At 55.7% G+C, this 16970-nt stretch carries 14 protein-coding genes; all 14 read right to left on the bottom strand.

Features of this window, described 5'->3' with window-relative positions; translation table 11 throughout:
* Positions 1-5: 5 nt before the first annotated feature.
* Complete coding sequence (asnB, locus tag HYX42_RS06725; protein WP_293401170.1) at positions 6-1973, bottom strand: asparagine synthase (glutamine-hydrolyzing); 1968 nt, start codon at positions 1971-1973, stop codon at positions 6-8.
* Between the two features lie 99 nt (positions 1974-2072).
* Positions 2073-3848, bottom strand: coding sequence for a hypothetical protein (locus HYX42_RS06720; RefSeq protein ID WP_293401168.1), 1776 nt, complete (start codon positions 3846-3848; stop codon positions 2073-2075).
* Positions 3849-3869: 21 nt separating this feature from the next.
* Positions 3870-4790, bottom strand: coding sequence for an NAD(P)-dependent oxidoreductase (locus HYX42_RS06715; protein ID WP_293401166.1), 921 nt, complete (start codon positions 4788-4790; stop codon positions 3870-3872).
* Between the two features lie 45 nt (positions 4791-4835).
* Positions 4836-5921, bottom strand: coding sequence for a glycosyltransferase family 4 protein (locus HYX42_RS06710; protein WP_293401164.1), 1086 nt, complete (start codon positions 5919-5921; stop codon positions 4836-4838).
* Positions 5918-6793, bottom strand: a complete 876-nt coding sequence (locus HYX42_RS06705) for an FkbM family methyltransferase (protein ID WP_293401162.1) — start codon at positions 6791-6793, stop codon at positions 5918-5920. The genes HYX42_RS06710 and HYX42_RS06705 overlap by 4 nt, the downstream gene beginning before the upstream one ends.
* A 26-nt stretch (positions 6794-6819) precedes the next feature.
* On the bottom strand, positions 6820-7962 hold the full coding sequence (locus tag HYX42_RS06700) for a glycosyltransferase family A protein (protein ID WP_293401160.1): 1143 nt from the start codon (positions 7960-7962) through the stop codon (positions 6820-6822).
* A 21-nt stretch (positions 7963-7983) separates the two neighbouring features.
* A complete protein-coding gene (locus HYX42_RS06695) occupies positions 7984-8607 on the bottom strand; it encodes an acyltransferase (RefSeq protein WP_293401158.1) in 624 nt (207 codons plus the stop codon).
* On the bottom strand, positions 8604-10151 hold the full coding sequence (locus HYX42_RS06690; RefSeq protein ID WP_293401156.1) for an oligosaccharide flippase family protein: 1548 nt from the start codon (positions 10149-10151) through the stop codon (positions 8604-8606). Before HYX42_RS06690 ends, HYX42_RS06695 begins: the two co-directional genes overlap by 4 nt.
* Positions 10118-11029 carry an NAD(P)-dependent oxidoreductase gene (locus HYX42_RS06685; RefSeq protein ID WP_293401154.1) on the bottom strand — a complete coding sequence of 304 codons (912 nt, stop codon included), beginning with the start codon at positions 11027-11029 and terminating at the stop codon, positions 10118-10120. The genes HYX42_RS06690 and HYX42_RS06685 overlap by 34 nt, the downstream gene beginning before the upstream one ends.
* Entirely contained in the window at positions 11029-12252 is a 1224-nt protein-coding gene (locus HYX42_RS06680; protein WP_293401152.1) for a class I SAM-dependent methyltransferase, read from the bottom strand. Before HYX42_RS06680 ends, HYX42_RS06685 begins: the two co-directional genes overlap by 1 nt.
* On the bottom strand, positions 12249-12800 hold the full coding sequence (gene rfbC, locus HYX42_RS06675; protein ID WP_293401150.1) for a dTDP-4-dehydrorhamnose 3,5-epimerase: 552 nt from the start codon (positions 12798-12800) through the stop codon (positions 12249-12251). Before rfbC ends, HYX42_RS06680 begins: the two co-directional genes overlap by 4 nt.
* A gap of 1 nt (position 12801) precedes the next feature.
* Positions 12802-13878 carry a CDP-glucose 4,6-dehydratase gene (gene rfbG / locus HYX42_RS06670; RefSeq protein ID WP_293401148.1) on the bottom strand — a complete coding sequence of 359 codons (1077 nt, stop codon included), beginning with the start codon at positions 13876-13878 and terminating at the stop codon, positions 12802-12804.
* 87 nt (positions 13879-13965) lie between these two features.
* Positions 13966-15102, bottom strand: coding sequence for a glycosyltransferase (locus HYX42_RS06665; RefSeq protein ID WP_293401146.1), 1137 nt, complete (start codon positions 15100-15102; stop codon positions 13966-13968).
* Positions 15103-15190: 88 nt separating this feature from the next.
* Positions 15191-16969 carry an ATP-binding cassette domain-containing protein gene (locus tag HYX42_RS06660; protein WP_293401144.1) on the bottom strand — a complete coding sequence of 593 codons (1779 nt, stop codon included), beginning with the start codon at positions 16967-16969 and terminating at the stop codon, positions 15191-15193.
* Between the last annotated feature and the right edge of the window lies 1 nt (position 16970).

Here is a 16970-nt window from a genome sequence, read left to right as displayed (position 1 = left end):
GGTGGTCAAGACGAGGGGGTTGTGAGGTTCTGTGATTCGAGCCACATCTGGAACATCAGGACATTCCAGAGTTGATACTGCCAGTTACGCTGGCCGGAAAGGTGCTCCCGCCATTTTTGGCGAATAGGGGAAGGATGAAAGTATCCCTCCTTTTCAAGGCGTGCCTCATCGAGCAAAGCCTCCGCCCATTCACGTAAAGGCCCACGAAGCCAGGCATCAATAGGCACGCCAAACCCTTTTTTAGGCCGTTCTATCAGAGCTTTGGGTACATGACGGTACAAAACCTGGCGCAATGCCCACTTGGTCTGTCCGTCCTTCAGCTTCATGTCCTGAGGCAGGCGCCAGGCAAACTCAACCACCCGGTGGTCAAGAAACGGCACGCGCGTCTCCAGAGAAACACCCATCGCAGCCCTGTCCACCTTGGTGAGGATATCGTCCGGAAGATAGGTCAGCATGTCCAGGGCCATCATCCTCTGGACATCATCCAGCCCGGCCAGGTCAGGTGCATTGCCACGTAGCAGGGTTGGCGGCTCATCCCCATTGATCACCACAGAAGCCGGGTCCTGCCATTGCGAAACAAGCCCCAGGTACAGGTCGTCAACCGAGCGACTGGCTAGCACCCCTGCACCCTTATGCAGCTTGTCACCGGTTTGAGAAAGGCGCACCGATTTGGGGAGGATCGGCGACGCCACTTCCGCAATCCGGTTCCAGGCATCGGGCGAAACGCTGGTCAGGGTTTTGGCCATCAGGCTGCGCAATGGCAGCGGCACGAGGGACAGCCTGCGCCAGAGTTTACTGGTCAGCTGGTAGCGGTTATAGCCGCAAAACAGCTCATCACCCGCATCGCCAGACAGGGAGACTGTCACATGTTGCCGTGCAAGTCCGGCGACCAGATGTGTGGGTATCTGGGAAGAGTCTGCAAAGGGCTCGTCATAAAGCATGGGCAGACGGCCAATCACGTCCATTGCCTGTTGTGCACTCACGTACATCTCGGTGTGATCCGTTCCCAGATGTCTAGCCACCCGCATGGCGTCTTCCGCCTCGTTATAACCGGCCTCGTGAAAGCCGATGGTGAAGGTCTTGACAGGGCGACTCGACTGCGACTGCATCAAGGCCACCACGGTGGAAGAATCAATTCCGCCAGAAAGGAAGGCGCCGAGCGGCACATCAGCCACCATCTGGCGGCCCACCGCATCTGCCAGCAATCTCTCCAACCCAGCCACCATTTCGTCGGGCGAACCCGTCAGAGGTTCCTTCACACCGGTGCGCGCCAGTTCGGCCCCTGACCAGTAGGGCTGAACAGACGGAGTGCTGTGTTGGCGCGAGACCTCCAGGAGGCATCCGGGATTAAGTTTCATGACGCCCTGATAAATGGAATACGGGGCGGGGACATAGGCATAACGCATGAACAGGCTCAATGCCCCGCGATCAATCGTCGCGCGGAAAGCCGGGTGCGCACGAAGCGACTTGAGCTCCGAACCAAACAGGAAGGTGTCGCCCTGCCAGCCGTAATAAAGGGGTTTTTCACCCAGCCGGTCTCTTCCCAGGGTCAGCTTTTCGGACTGGCAGTCCCACACGGCAAAAGCGAACATGCCCACAGCCATTCGAACTGTTGCCTCAATGCCCAGCACGTCAAATCCAGCCAGCAAGGTTTCGGTGTCCGAATGACCGCGCCACTGCAGTTCGCGGGAGCAGGAATCTTCAAGGTGGCGCCGGATATCGAGGTGATTGTAAATTTCACCATTAAAGGCAATTACAAACCGCCCGCCTGGCGACCTCATGGGCTGACTGCCAGCTTCCGATAGATCAAGAATCGACAGGCGACGATGCCCGAGCCCTACACCGGCCGGAGTGTCATGCCAGTAACCACTGGCATCAGGCCCCCGATAGGCGATCGCGTCAGCCATGCTTTTAAGCTGGCTATCCGCGAACTCAGGTTGCGCTAGCGAAAGAAAGCCTGCCAATCCACACATTGAATTTCCAGCGGCCGAAAGGCCGTGTATGTTGCTGCGCCAGAAACAGCACCTGTTGCCTGCCGTGAAGGCATTTCAGGGGCTACCAACCGCCTAATCTCAATTTGCCGCCCTTGATGCCTCAGCCGCATTGTCGGCCGCGTCAGGCCCCTCGACCCAGAAAGGCCTCATTTTTGCAAGTTGAAGAATGCCAGCCATGCCGATACTCACGAAGATCATCGCAAATGGAAACCGCATGCGATACAGCGTCCCGACGTTGGCGACAGTCAGCCCCAACAACAGACAAAGGCCAAATGCGAATGTCATTGGCAACAAAAGGAACACATTCCAGCGACGATAATTAAAAGCCCAGTAGATCAGACCCAGGTAGGCTATGTAGCAATAGAACATTTCTACAGCAGAAATGTAGATTTCTATAGGGCTGGAATTGCGCTTTTCAACAGACAGCCACTTCGAAGGGAATGGCGCAAAAAACGCAATCTGCAAGGCGCGCGGAATATAACGGATCAAATCCTCGTTCTTGCAGAAATCGATACCTTTGTCGATGTTGCTGGCTGCAGTGGTTCCACCTGAACTTGTAAAGCCGGCCCGCGCCACAGCAATCTTCAGAAAACCGCGATCAACCAGATTCTGGAAGAATGCATCGTCTCGTATAAACATCATGGCACGGCATTGCTGCACAGCCTTGATACGCGCCGCCTCTGCCTCAGCTTCAAGAAATGCAGCATAGGCCGGCGATGCGACATAAGCCTTGTATTTCTTGACCTCAGGTGACTCCTCATATGCTTGGTACTTTTTGACCTCCTCGACGTATGCCTGATACTTTTTGTAGGCTACTTTATAAACCACATACTTGGCAGGATATTCAGGCTCTGTCGGTTTGGGCGGAATGGGTTCCACAACGGGTTCCGGCGCAGCAATTTCCACCGGCTTGGGCGGCGGGGCCACAAACACCCGCAGGGCATCCGCACTTCTCACATCCCTGTTGGAAGTCCACCTGAAATCCGGCAAGCCCATCCGTGCGTTCACATCGCTGGCCGGGAACGGCTGCATCCGTACATCCACGATGCTGATGGACATGAAGTAGGCGCAGGCATTGATCACGACAAGGATAAACACCGACCCAATGTTTTTTCGAAACCTTTCTTTGCGGCCCACGACATTACCCGGTGATTGCGGCCTGAAAAACTGCCACCCGGTCCGCATGGCGTACCACACAAGCAAAAGAACCCCTATACCCAGCAGGGGGTACATGAGATAGGGTCTGAAAACAGACAGGATGATCAACGCGAAAGCGGAAACAACTAATAGAGGCAGGACGTTTCGCCGTTGGCGTTTTTCACTCAGGAGGCTCGACCAGGCCCACAAAATTACCAGGACAGTGGCCGTACAAAACACATCCTTGTGTATCTGCCCGTACTGCAGCAGAGATGAAGGAAAGAGCAGATAAGGCAGGATGGCAATGATGGATTCGTTGTCTTCCAGGCCAAGGTTCCTGATCATGGAAAACAAGGCGGCGCCGCCAGCAGCAAACATGGCCGCACTCAGTGGCAGCAAGGCCCATGGATGAGGGCCAAACAGCACATAGAAAAACCCGGTCAAACCAATAATGGCATTGTCACCATCAGGGCGCAGACGGAATTCCGCCCAGCCGCCCTGCGTAATTCTTTGCGCCTCCGTGATGGCCTGCGCGTGAAAACCTACCCAGTCTCTTCCGGCCAACAGCCCGTTTCCCGCATGGAGTTGCGGAAAAATGTATGGAAGAATGACGAGTTGTATAGCCAGACCGGCCAATATGGCATACAGGAATATGCCACACCAGACCTTAAACCCCATGTTTGAGGCCGGCGCACCAGAATGGAAAAATGTTTTCACTGTTGATACCTGGCCTTGCCGTCAGCGGCGGGCGTAATCTGCCTTGAAAACCTCAGCGTATTCCTGCAGGCACACCTGCCAGTCACGCATCAAATTCAGGCCGCGCTGGTTGAGCTTGAGGTTGACGAGTTTTTCACTGGCCGGGCGCGGCGCAAAGTACTGTTCCTTGAAATAGTCTGAAGGGACAATGGTCACCTTGACTTTGTCTGCCAGCCCCATCAGCCGGACAAACTCCTCTGCGACAACATAACGGCTCGCTGCACCATTGCAGACCTGGTTGTAAAGACCGTACTGCCCGCTTTCGACAATGCCGCAAAGACCATTGGCGAAGTCAACCGTATAGGTCGGCGTGCCCAGTTTGTCGTCAACTACAAAAAGCTCCTTCGCACCGGCGCAAATCTGCTTGTATATCTTGTTGATGAATTTCTTGTCCTTGCCCGGGCCGCCGCCCATCATCCAGCCGGCACGCAACACGTAATGCTTCCTGACGCTGTTGCGGACATACTGCTCGCCGTAGTACTTTGACTGCGCGTATACGGACAGCGGGTTGGGTGCATGAAAGTCGTTATACAAATCACGCTCGCCACCGAAGATGCCGGCTGTCGAAATGTACACATAAGGCACATCCAGCTCATTGGCGACCAGGCCCAGGTTCTCCGCACCCAGTCCATTGGTCAGCCAGGAGTTCTCCTGCTCTTTTTCGCAGAACTCGAGATCAGTGAGCGCGGCCAGATTGATGATCAGGTCGGGGTTGAAATCAACAATGCTTTTGCGTATGGCGGTGAAGTCCCGTACATCGCCGTATTCAAGCCAGCTTTCAATGCAATTGATATCAGTTGCCTTGATGACTGCGCCTGTCGCTTTAAGACGGGCATACATGGCATCACCGAGCATGCCTCCACAGCCTGCAACATATACGCGGGTTCCGTTATCTATCTTCACTGGCCTCACCTCTTAAAAAATATTGTCTGCGCGGCAGACAGCTGTTTATTTGCCCAAAAGAGCCATGTACGTTGGAACCTGTGAGCGCACAGAGTAGCGCGAATCAATATATTCACGCGCCGCTTGCCCCATTGCTTCCAGTTGGGCTGGATTATCCAGCAAGGAAGCCAGCGCATTCACCCAGGCAGCACGGTCGTTGTCAACAACAAGCCCCGTTTTACCCTGAAGCACGACCTCGTGGCCTGATCCCGTCGAGGAAACCACAGGCGCAGCGGCCACACCGGAATACTGGATGGCCTTGAAACCGACCTTGCCCTGCTCCCACTCCCCCTGAGGCACAGGCATGAGTCCAATATCCATGGCGGCCAGATCCTCAATCTCCGAAGAGAGTGTCCACTTCACAAAGCGGTAGTTCTTCAGCTCGGGAAATTTGGGATCCACATCACAGATCACACGAAATTCGAAGTCATATCGCGCCTGGAGTTCGGTCAACGCTTCACGAACCAGTTCAAGATACACCATGGTGGACTGGGTACCCGTCCAGCCTATCACGGGGCGGCGTGTCGCAAGCGGCGCTTTGACGATTGGCTTGTGATACGAGAGATCGATGGTCGTGGGCAACAACACAGCGTTGGGGTTGTATTGCCTGACCCAGTTGACCAGATAGTTATTGCAAACCGCAACCTTCACGCTATGGCGGCAAATGAACCTGATTTTTGAAGACCACTTGGCAAATGCGACGATACGGTTGACTTTGGACGTCTTGCTGATAAAGATTGCATCGTCAAAATCAAAGATGACCGATCGTCCCAGCATGAAAAGTATGGCCTCTATAAAAGGCGGGCCGATGGGTGTCGCTTCACGATGTATGAAAATATGGTCGTAGCGAAAGACCTGCGGGAGTACTGCAAGACGACGCCCAAAACCCGCCAGCACGCCGAGAACCTTCTTTACCATGTAACCTGGCTTGTAAAGAATGCGCATGGTGTCCATGTCGAGGAAGGGACGGACATCTATCACCAGTCCATTCGCTCTCAATATGTCGAGATATTGCTCAAACCGGAATCTCTGGCCGGGACTGATGCCGAGCGGATAGGGGCACAAAACAAGAATCCGGGGATGCTGACTCATACATTCCCCACGACGGACCGGTCGTTTCTGATGGAGAACACGTTTTCACCAAGATAGACGAAATCCCGGTCCAGCTTTGCAACGGTCTTCAGGAAGTTTGATGATGTTCCCTGCCCGGGGAAAAGCCAGTCGTGCATTTCGATAATGAGCACCGGGAACGCATCAACCCAGTCGGTGTTTTCGGCGAACAGGTCAGACTCAAAGCCTTCAATATCGATTTTGACGATAAACGGGAAATAACCCTCCGACTCCGGGTGTCGAGCCAGTATTTCAGGCACTGTCACGCCTTGAACGCCACCCTCAGAGCCAGGTTGCATGGCCTTGGTGGTGAATGCATTTTTCTCTGCCGTTGGATCAGCCAGAGCCAGCCTCGATGACCTGCTGGAAACTCCGGCGAGCATGGCCTCCAGTTTCACATTGGCGCCGAAGTTTTCCTTCAGCACTGCGAAATTGTCTTCACTGGGTTCGACCGCCACAATTTTGGAAGCTGGCCATACATGGTGAAAATAAACACCGGAAAGCCCGATATTGGCCCCCAGATCAAGAATCAGCGGTGTTCCGGCAGCACTGAATTTTGCGTAAAGTGCTTCGAACTCGGGGTAGCGCTTCAGCGCCTTGAGGTTGTAATCCTCGTGGATGAATATCTGGTCAAAAGTAAACCAGTCTGACGTGGCCGAACGCAGTGCGATTTCAGATGACTGGGTGTTGAGGCGGTTAGATACCGTCAAACGATCCATGCCGCCTCGCGTACCATTTTTTCGGTAACGAAAGGTCTCCGGAAATGCCCGCACGATCTTTGCGTTAGCCACGGAAAGGAGAAAACCGTTCACCAGTTGAACCAATTTTCTTTTTGTCGGTATCCAGTTCTTCATTTTATTTTTCCGCCGTATCGCCAGGTTTACCCTTTTTGCTCAGGCGTGGCGTGATAGGTAATCCAGTCTGAAAACTGGGCAATGTTGACAATGCCGGGCAAGGGCTGGAGGCTGTTCCACTGGAGTTCGGCTGTACTTTTTCGTGACGACCTGATTATCTGTGTAAAGCGGTTCCAGCTCGCCCTGTCAAAGAAAGACAACAGCAAACCGCCCCAGTCCCGCAGGGATAAAAGCCTCATGTTGGCAAGAAAATCTGCACCGCTCAGGACGCCCAGTTTTTTCTGCATGTACCAGGCGAATACCTGGCGGCGCACATAGCCGCCCCTGTCAATCTCTGTCCCGCGCAGCTTGTCCCCGAGATTTTTCTTCAGCAGGTTGAGCCACATGTGCATGCCGTTGGTCAGATCACTTCCCGGCAACATTCCCGGAAACTCTGGATCGATGCCGAGATACGCCAATCCGCTTTTGTGCTTGCTGCTGTAAAAGTAGTGCCCAAACGACTTGGGCGAAACACCCACAACAAGCAATTTTTCCGGGCTGAATACCCATTTATCAGCGGTCAACAGCAAGGAATTGAGTGCGTAATGGTCAGGGAAAGGGGGATGAAACCTTGGGAGCTTGTCGCGTCGGACCAGCGTGGTTTGCATGTTCAGCGGTATGCGCACCTTGAATCGGAACATGTCATGAACGATGGAAAATCGCTGATCCATGGACATGACGCCCTCTTTCGTCAGGTCATCACCGAAATTGAAGTGGGCGCGACTGTAAAACCCGTGCTCATTCTGGCCGATTGAGTTGGGCGCAACGTAGGAATACCCATTGTGCAAAACGCAATCAGGCTGTCCGTACTGATCAACGATCTGGGCCATGCGCACAAAATACCCGGGCAGAAGCAGATCATCATCACCCATCATCATGATGTAGTCGCCAGACGCTGAAAACAGGGCGTTGTTCCAGTTGTCGGTCACCGAAATCATTTCTTCGAGCCGCAAGATCTTTACCCGGGGATCGGCCGCATACTGCGCGATGATCTCCGGCGTCTTGTCCGTGTTGGCGTTATCTGAAATGATCAATTCCAGGTCGTCATACCCCTGCCCAAGAATGGAGTTGATGCAGTTTTCAAGATAAGGGCCGCCATTGCGGGTAGGAAGCAACACCGAGAATTTCATTTTTAATTCAGCTTTTCAGACTTACTTGTTGGCATCAACATTTACCTTGACCCAGCACTGGGTGCCATGATCAAAGCGCTTTACCGGCCTGGCAGGAACTCCAGCAACGACCGTATAGGCAGGCACCGACCGCGTCACAACACTATTGGCTCCCACCACGGCATGCTCACCTACTGAAACATTGCCTGCGACAAAGGCGCCATAACCAATCCAGGCGCCCTGACCTATTACAACTTCCCCCGTCAAGAGGGGCTGGCTTAAAACCCCCAGGGCTGGATTGCTGTAGTCGTGGTGGGAATCAGCCAGGTACACATTGTCTCCGATTGTTACGTCGTGCCCAATCACCAGCCGATTGACACACGACAGGGTGCAGCCGAACCCGATGCTGACGTTATCGCCGATCACGATATCCGGTGAGAAGACCTGACTTCCATAACTTTTAAGCGCAAGCAGACGCGTGTTCCTGCTGATCCGGGACCGATTACCCAAGGTGACGCAGTCAAGACCGACAGCCTGGATAAAGGGACTTACAAAAGAGGCGGCACCGATGCGCCTGAATGCAGCCTTGTAAATCCATCCATAGGGGATAGCCAGCAGAGACTCCAGCCGAAGACGCTGAAAAAACATACGAATGATGGATGTCATGTTGAGAAAACCCGCTTGAACGCACCAATCAGATCGGACCGGAGGGGCATGGACAGCAGCAGCCACGCGGCGGCTGCATAAGCCATGACACCGACACTCAGGGCAATTACTGAAAACCAGCCCGGCTCGAATGCCAGCGACAGGATTTTCGCACCGCCGAACGCCCCCACCCCAGCCAGCAGGAAGGGAAGCAGGTTGGCACGCAGCCACAAACCGAATCCCTGCTGGAGAACCCGGGCCTGTACCAGCGGTACCAGCGTGAAAACATAGTATGCATTCAACCCCGCATAGGCTGCCGCAGCGCCGCTGATTCCGAAGAGATGAACCAGCCAGTAGAGACCAGGCAGGTAAACAGCCAGTGCAACAAGATTGACCTTGAGCGGCAAGCCCGGCTGGCCGCAGGCAACAGCCGCCATGTAGGCATTTGAAACAACAGCGTTGAAAAAGAAACCGATTGCAAGCCATGCCATCGTCAGCGCCGCAGCGTCAGCAACTTTTCCGTTGATCCATATGGTTAATACTTCATGTCCAAAAAAGACCAGTGCAAAACAGGGCAGCGCCACTACAAGCCCCATCAACTGACTGGCTTTGTTGTAGCGTGACAAAAGATCAGCGTGTTCGCCGCTGCTGAAGGAGTGCGAGAACGCCGGGAAAGAGGCGTTGTTGATCGCACTCTGCACCAGGGAAATGGCGATGGAAGCGTTGTAGGCGATGGAGTAGTAGCCCAGGTATTCCAGACTGAGAAACCGGGTCACGGCCAGTCGGTCAGCCTGGCTCAGGACGAGGGCCGTCAAGGCAATGAGGTTCATGGCGACCGAGTAGCGCCAGATGTCCTTGAAGGAAGCAAAGGAAAAATACGGCCAGAGACGCAAGGAGGGAAGCAGGCGATAAGTCACGATGGCGTAGGCGAGTATCTCCACCGCAGAACTGATTGCGAACCAGACAAGAAATGCCAGCAAATCCGGGAGAAAAAACAGGACGACAACACCACCGACGAGGCGAAAGGTATTAACAGATGCCTTGATGATATTGAGCGCATCCATGCGCTGCAGGCCACTGATGACACCCGAGTAAAACGCAACAGGCCATCGCAGTCCCAGGTAAATCGCGATGATCTGTATGCCTACAGTCACCGTAGCGGCATCGAGCCGGGTGTTGCGCAACCAGAAAGCCGCGACGCGGCCAGAATTGGCCCAGAGAAGCACCGCAATCAGGAGGGCAATAACCCAGTACACCGTCGAAGCTGTATTGAGCGCACCCGCACTTTCGCGTCGCCCACCACTATGGTCAGACGACACGACTTTGGTGACTGTGGCCGCGATCCCGAGGTCAAGCGATCCAAGCAGCACCTGGAGGATGGTGATAAGACCCACGAAGCCGAAGGCCTCGACACCCAAAAAATGTACCTGTACGGGCGTAACCGCAAGCGTGAGTATTCCCAGCCAGGCACTGCCCAAAAAATTGAAAATAATATTGGACTTGAGCCGGGCCAAAGTTTGTGTTTTTCCAGTCAGGCTCCGGACGAACCAGGTTGACGACGCCACCAGGCGATCGTGTCATCGAGTCCCGAGTCGAGGTCAAACTTCTGTTTCCAGCCAGTAGACAAAAGACGGGTGATATCGGGCAAAAGGAGGGCTGGCTCGCCACTGGGCGCAAGAGATGGCGGACGGAACCTGAGCAGACTGCGTCCATCGAGTTTTATGGCAATTCTTTCAACAAGATCGTGCAGGCTGACTGCCTCGCCAGAGCCAATATTGACTGGCCCGTTCAGATCGCTCTCAAGAATGGATACAAATGCCGACGCAACGTCCTCCGCATGCGAGTAATCGCGCACCAGACTGCCGTTACCGCACGTAGCAACCTCGGCCTTCAGCAGCGCACGTATGACGGAGGCTACCAGGCGATCCGGGTTCTCCGCAGGCCCATAAAGGGAGAACACACGCCCCCAGGCCCCCGGAAGATTCCTGTGGCTGCACCAGGCATGCTGCATCTGCTGAAGTGCATGCTTGTAACTCCCATAAAGCGTGGCCGGCACCAAAGGTGTCTGCCCTTCCACGCACATGCCGTGACTCCACTCGTATTCAGCACAGGTGCCTGCGGTAACCAGGCGTTGCCCGCCGGACTCAAAAAACTCCTGCATCAATGTCAGGCTGCCCTGAACCCAATTCAGATTTTCCGGGGCAGTCCAGTATTTTCCGTGCTTGGTGTACCAGGCCAGATGCAACAAATGCGAGGGCTTGACCAAGCGCACCAGGTCACGCGTCTGCGACAAATCCAGCAAACTGGCCTGATGCCACTGAACCGATGCCGTACTGGCGCGCGGCACCGACGATACCGCGTGGACTTCATAGCCCCTGGCATGGAGTTGGGCGAGGCAGTACTGACCTATAAAGCCGCTACCGCCAGTAACGAGGACCTTCATCAGAATATCCGCAAGGCCGGAACAGCCACCACAAACTGGCCACCCCATTCCCGCACAAAATGGTTGGCCTTGACGACCTCATCGGCAATGTTCCACGGCAGGATCACGACGTAGTCAGGCTTGCGCTCACGAAGTTGATCCGGCGGCAAAATGGGAACATGGCTGCCAGGCATGAATTTCCCCTGCTTTGAAGCAGCCGCATCGCAAACGAAACTCATCAGGTCAGTTTTCACGCCGGCATAGTTCATCAGCGTGTTGCCTTTGGCTGCTGCGCCATAGGCGGCCACTGTCTTGCCAGCCTTGTTCGCATCCACAAGGAAAGCCAGCAAATCATTCTTGACCTTGTTGGCCGCGAGCTGGAAGCGCTTGTAGGTCGCAAGGTCCTGCAGGCCGCGGCTGACTTCCTGGGCAAGGATGTCTGCCACCGCCGCACCATCTGTACGCGCATCTTCCGCATGGCAACCATACACACGCAGACTGCCGCCGTGGGTGCTGATCTGTTCAACATCGCACACGCGCAAGCCCGCCTTTGCAAAGATGGCTTTTACAGACTGGATGGAAAGGTACGAGTAGTGCTCGTGGTACACCGTATCAAACTGGTTGAGCCCCATCAGGCTCATCAGGTGCGGGAACTCCAGGGTGATCGTGCCGCCGGGCTTGAGTGCGGTTTTCAGACCCAACGTGAAGTCGTTGATATCGGGCACATGCGCATAAACGTTGTTGCCGATGATCAGGTCCGCCTGTTTACCGCCTGCAACCAGCTTGTCAGCAAACTGTTGCCCAAAGAATTCACGAGCAACCGGAACACCGATAGCCTCGGCCGCCGCAGCCGTACTGTCCGTGGGCTCTACGCCAAGACAGGGGACGCCATTGGCAACAAAATTTTTGAGGAGGTAGCCGTCGTTCGAAGCGACTTCAATCACAAAACTTTTCGAGTCCAGCCCAAGCCGCGCAGTGATGGCTTCCACATATGACTTCGCATGCGCAAGCCAGGTTGTTGAGACCGAGGAGAAGTAGGCGTAGTCCTTCGTGAAAAGCTCGTCAGAGCGGGAGTAGTCCTCCGTCTGCACAAGCCAGCACTTGTCACACACAAACAGCTTTAACGGAAAGTACTGCTCGGGCGCCTGCAGGTCAGCCTCGGTCAGATAAGCGTTGGACGGGGGTGCGAAGCCCAGATCAAGAAAAACGTGCTTTAGCGGCGTGCTGCAATGACGGCAGTTCATATATCGATACCCTGAAAATTTTTATTGAGGAGTGGATGTTTTTTGTCACGTTCGGACAGGTCTGTGACCGGCAGGGGCCACGGGATATTCAAGGCCGGATCGTCAAAGCGCACACCGCCTTCAGCAGACGGTGCATAACTGGCCGTATGCAGATACAACAGCTCGGAGTCCGGCTCGAGCACCTGAAAGCCGTGCGCACAGCCCTCGGGGATGACCAGCATCAATGCGTTGGCGGCAGACAGCTCCTGGGCGTGGTACTGCAGAAAAGTTGGCGAACCTGCACGCAAATCAACGGCCACATCCCAGACGCGGCCCTTGATACAACGCACCATCTTCATTTCAGCGTGTGGCGCCGTCTGATAGTGCATGCCCCGTACCGCTCCCCTGGCTGCGGTACGCGACTGGTTAATCTGACGGATTTTCCGGTCACCGACAGCGCCAGCCAGCTCGTTGTCGCAAAACAGCCTCGCAAACGCGCCCCGGTTGTCCTGGAAATAGTTTGTTTCCGCAACACAAACACCGGCAATGGCAGTTGAAACAAATTTCATTTCAGGTCGCCCATGCGAGGCGTTTTTCCGCGGCCGCTTCAACGTAATCGCTCAGTTGCTGCCAGGTGCATACATCACCTTTTTCAAGGTAAAACCGATACCATTCGGCGGTGCGTCTGATGCCTTCATCCAGGCCCCACACCGGCAGCCACTCCAGCAGCGTACGCGCCTTGGTGCTGTCAAGCTGCAAAAGCCCCGCTTCATGGGGCTGCGGCACACCCGTCACGTGCCAGCGCAAACCGCTCCAGCTTTGATTGAGGCGCGACAAAACTGCCGACACGGTCTGGTTGCCAGACTCATCGGGACCAAAATTCCAGGCCTCGGCGAAACCCTGCTGCTTCTGCAACAGGCGCTGGCCCAGCAACAGGTAGCCTGACAGGGACTCAAGCACATGCTGCCAAGGCCTGGTTGCATTGGGTGAGCGAATCTCGACAGATTCACCACGCACGCTGGCTCTCACCATGTCCGGAATCAGGCGATCTTCAGACCAGTCGCCGCCACCTATCACGTTGCCCGCACGGGCCGTTGCCAGCAAGGGGGAACCTTCCTTGCCGAAATAGGACTGTCGGTAACTGGCAGCCACAAGTTCTGCGCCGGCTTTGGATGCAGAGTAAGGGTCATGGCCGCCGAGACGATCATTTTCACGATAGCCCCAGAGCCACTCCTGGTTTTCGTAGCATTTGTCGGTCGTCACTGCGACGATGGCGCGTACGCTGGCTTCATGCCGGCATGCCTCCAGCACATGGGCAGTACCCTGCACATTGGTGGCCCAGGTGGTCAGGGGGTCGGCATAAGAGCGGCGTACGAGCGGCTGGGCCGCCAGGTGAAAAACGATTTCCGGCCGGACTTGCTGCACCACCTTGCGGACTTCAGCATAGTCACGGATGTCTACCAGATGCTCTTCCATGGCCAAACCCAGCAAAGCCCAGTGGCTGGGCTCGGTGTTGGGCGGCAAAGCCAGGCATGCGACCTCGGCGCCAAGCTGCTGCAACCACAAGGCCAGCCAGCTGCCCTTGAAACCGGTGTGCCCGGTCAGCAACACCCGGCAACCCTTGTAGACCCCACCAAATGCCTTCATGCGCCATCTCCATCACCAACCGGGGGCGAACAAAACCAGTCGGACAGGGCTCCCACCATCAAAATTGACAAGTTCATCTGATATTTTTCAGCCATGAGATAAAGACCGCCAAAGTTCAACATAGGCCTGCCTCATTTTCTCAAGGCTGAAGTTTTCAACAATACGTTTTCTAGCAGCCAGTTGGCGCTCAACAAAACCTTCAGTCTTGACGCTGTTTACAGCGTCTGAAATCGCAAGGCTCAAAGCCTGCGGGTCTCTGCGGGCAACAACCCAACCGGTGTCGCCCACAATCAACGCTGCGTCACCCACATCGGTCGAAATGCACGGGGTTCCACAGGCCATGGCCTCTGCCAGTACATTCGGGAAGGCCTCACTCACGCTGGGCAGAATATGAACATCCAGCGCATTCATGACTGCGGGCACATCCTTGCGGGAACCTGCCAACACAACGGACTGGACGAGATTGTACTTAGCCAGCAGATCCATCAGCGAGGTATTGCCCTGCGCCATACCGCCGCCAATCAGGACGCAGCGCACGGGTGTGCCTGCGTTGGCGGCGATTGAAAGCGCATGCAGCAGGTTGTCATGGTCCTTGTAAGGATCCCATCGAGCCACGCAGCCCAGCAGAACTTCATCGTCAGCGATCCCCCACTCTGTGCGCACTTGATGCCGCAAGGCAGGGCCGGGGGAAAACAGCCCGAGGTCGTAACCATTCGGAATGACATGAAATTTTTCCGCGCTATAACCCAGCGCCTTGTGCTCTTTGGCAGCCTGCTGCGAGCAGCACGCAATAGCCGCCGGCACCAGTCCTGACAGCCGGGCGCACACCCAGGCGACCACCAGGGTAAACCGGCTGATGAGTTCGGGACTCAGGTTGCATGACCGGATGCCCCACACCACGCGCCGGCAACCCGCCATCCGCGCGGCCAGACCACCAATAAGATCGGCGTGGTAAAGCCAGGTCTGCACCACATCAGGCGCCAGACGGGCAATCAGCCGGACCAGCCTCACGAACTCGAAAAAGCTGGACAGCTGGAAAAATCTGGCAAATTCAAAGTAATGCGGCGATATGCCGCTGGCTTCCAGCGTCGCGCCGTAAAACCCCTCCCCCTTGAGAGAAATGACAGAGTACTCGACGCCCTCTGTCTTTTGGGCGACGAGACGGCACAGGACAGCTTCGGCGCCACCCTGGTCCAGGGACGTAATGATGTGCAGGACTTTCACCCGGGCGCCCTCACACAGCCAGCCCAGCGCGGCAAAACGCACCGGCAGGCCCCGCTGGATAGAAATCGGCGAATACGCTCATGGCAAATCATAGGAGACGGCTGAACTGGCCAGCACTGCCCTCAAGTTCAGCCCAGGTACCAGACTCCACTATCTGGCCTTTGTCGAGCACGTAAATGTAATCAGCCATGCGCACGGAAGACAGGCGGTGTGAAATCACGATCATGGTGACCTTGCCCTTTAAAGATTCCAGCGCACGGGTGACCGCTGCGTCCGTTTCTGCATCCAGGGCGCTCGCGGCCTCGTCAAGTATCAACAGACCCGGTTCCCCCAGCAACGCCCTTGCAAGCCCGAGGCGTTGACGCTCCCCACCCGACAGGCGACCACCACGATCGCCCACAACGGTATCCAGTCCCTGCGGGGAGTTGGTAATAAAACTGTCTGCGGCAGCCTGCGAGGCGGCCATCATGACCGCATCATCCGAGTAGTGCGACTGGCTCCAGAGAATGTTGCCCCGGATTGTCGTGTTGTAAAGCATGGTTTCCTGGCCCATGTAACCTATGCGCCGGCGCAGCGCATGCAATGGCAACTCATCAAGCGCAATGCCGTTCACAGCAACCGAACCCGCAGTCACCGGCACCAGCCCCAGCATGGCATCTACCAGGGTCGACTTGCCGGCACCGGAACGCCCCACCAGGGCAATGCAGGCGCCGGCAGGCACGTCAATGGACAGGTCAGAAATAACCTCCGTCTGGTCATGGCTGACAGATATCCGGCTCACGCTGACCGCAAGAGGCCCGGCCGCGAGGTTTGACGGCAGCGGGGAGCTTCTGGAAACCTCCGCCTGCGACTCCACAACACGGGCCATCTCATTGAGATTGGCAACGGATGCCAGGCTTCCGGTCAGGGACTGCAGGCTTTGCTGCAAACCTGTGAGCTTGGGGATGAGCCGCACAAAAATCGCAAGAATCACCAGAATCACAGCTGCGTCAATGTTGAGCACACTGCGGCTGATCACCAGAATGCTGGCCACCATGGCAGCAGCACCAAAGTCAAAAATGCCTTTGACAATCTGGGCATCAAAGGCATTTGACAAGGTGTGCCGGCGAAGCCTCTGGACAATGCCGCCCATGACGTCAAGGGCCTGTTTTTCAGTCGCCGTGGCCTTGAGCAGCTTGGCACTGTTCACAAATTCCCCCAGCTTGACCTGAAGCTCGGCATTTTCATGGCTGATGCCCGCACCCACCCTGTAAGCCCGCTGAATAAGCGGCCGGGTGATCAGGAAAAGAAACGCCCCACCCGCAATCACGCCAAATGTCGTCAACCCCGACAAGATAGCCGCCAGGGCCATATACACAATACTGTGAATGAGGCCTGTCAGCAGCAAGCCAGTCTGGTAGAAAGCGCCGCCCACGCGCTGTGTTTCAGTGACCACCGAATTGATCAGGTCGCCATTGCGGGTCTTGAGGAAGAGCCCCCACCTCGCCCCGAAGATGCCCGACAGCAGCCGCTGTTGCCAGTTACTGACGTAGGCGGTTTGCAAGGACACACCCATGTAAGCCTGCGCCAGAAAGAATGACGTGCTCAGAAACAGCAGCACCAGGATAAGAAGGGCGATGGCCGGGACCGAAACGCCGATGCCCAGCCATTCCAGGACACCAAGCACGGTGCGGCTGATAACCCCCCCCGCACCCGACCCCCCGCCGGCGCCAATGCCAATGGCGCTGAGCAGCGGCACCACACCCGCAATGGTCATGCCCTCCAGCAGGCCTGTAATGGTCAACAGGCAAAGATAAATGGCGTAGCGGATGCCAAATACAGACCAGATATCTGCGAACAGGCGCCGAAAAGCCGGAAGATCGATCATC

This window comes from Polaromonas sp. (genome assembly GCF_016185115.1).
In the GTDB taxonomy this organism is placed as follows: Bacteria; Pseudomonadota; Gammaproteobacteria; order Burkholderiales; family Burkholderiaceae_C; genus Polaromonas.
Note: the sequence above shows the minus strand (reverse complement) of the source record. Positions and strands in the feature narration are given on the sequence as shown.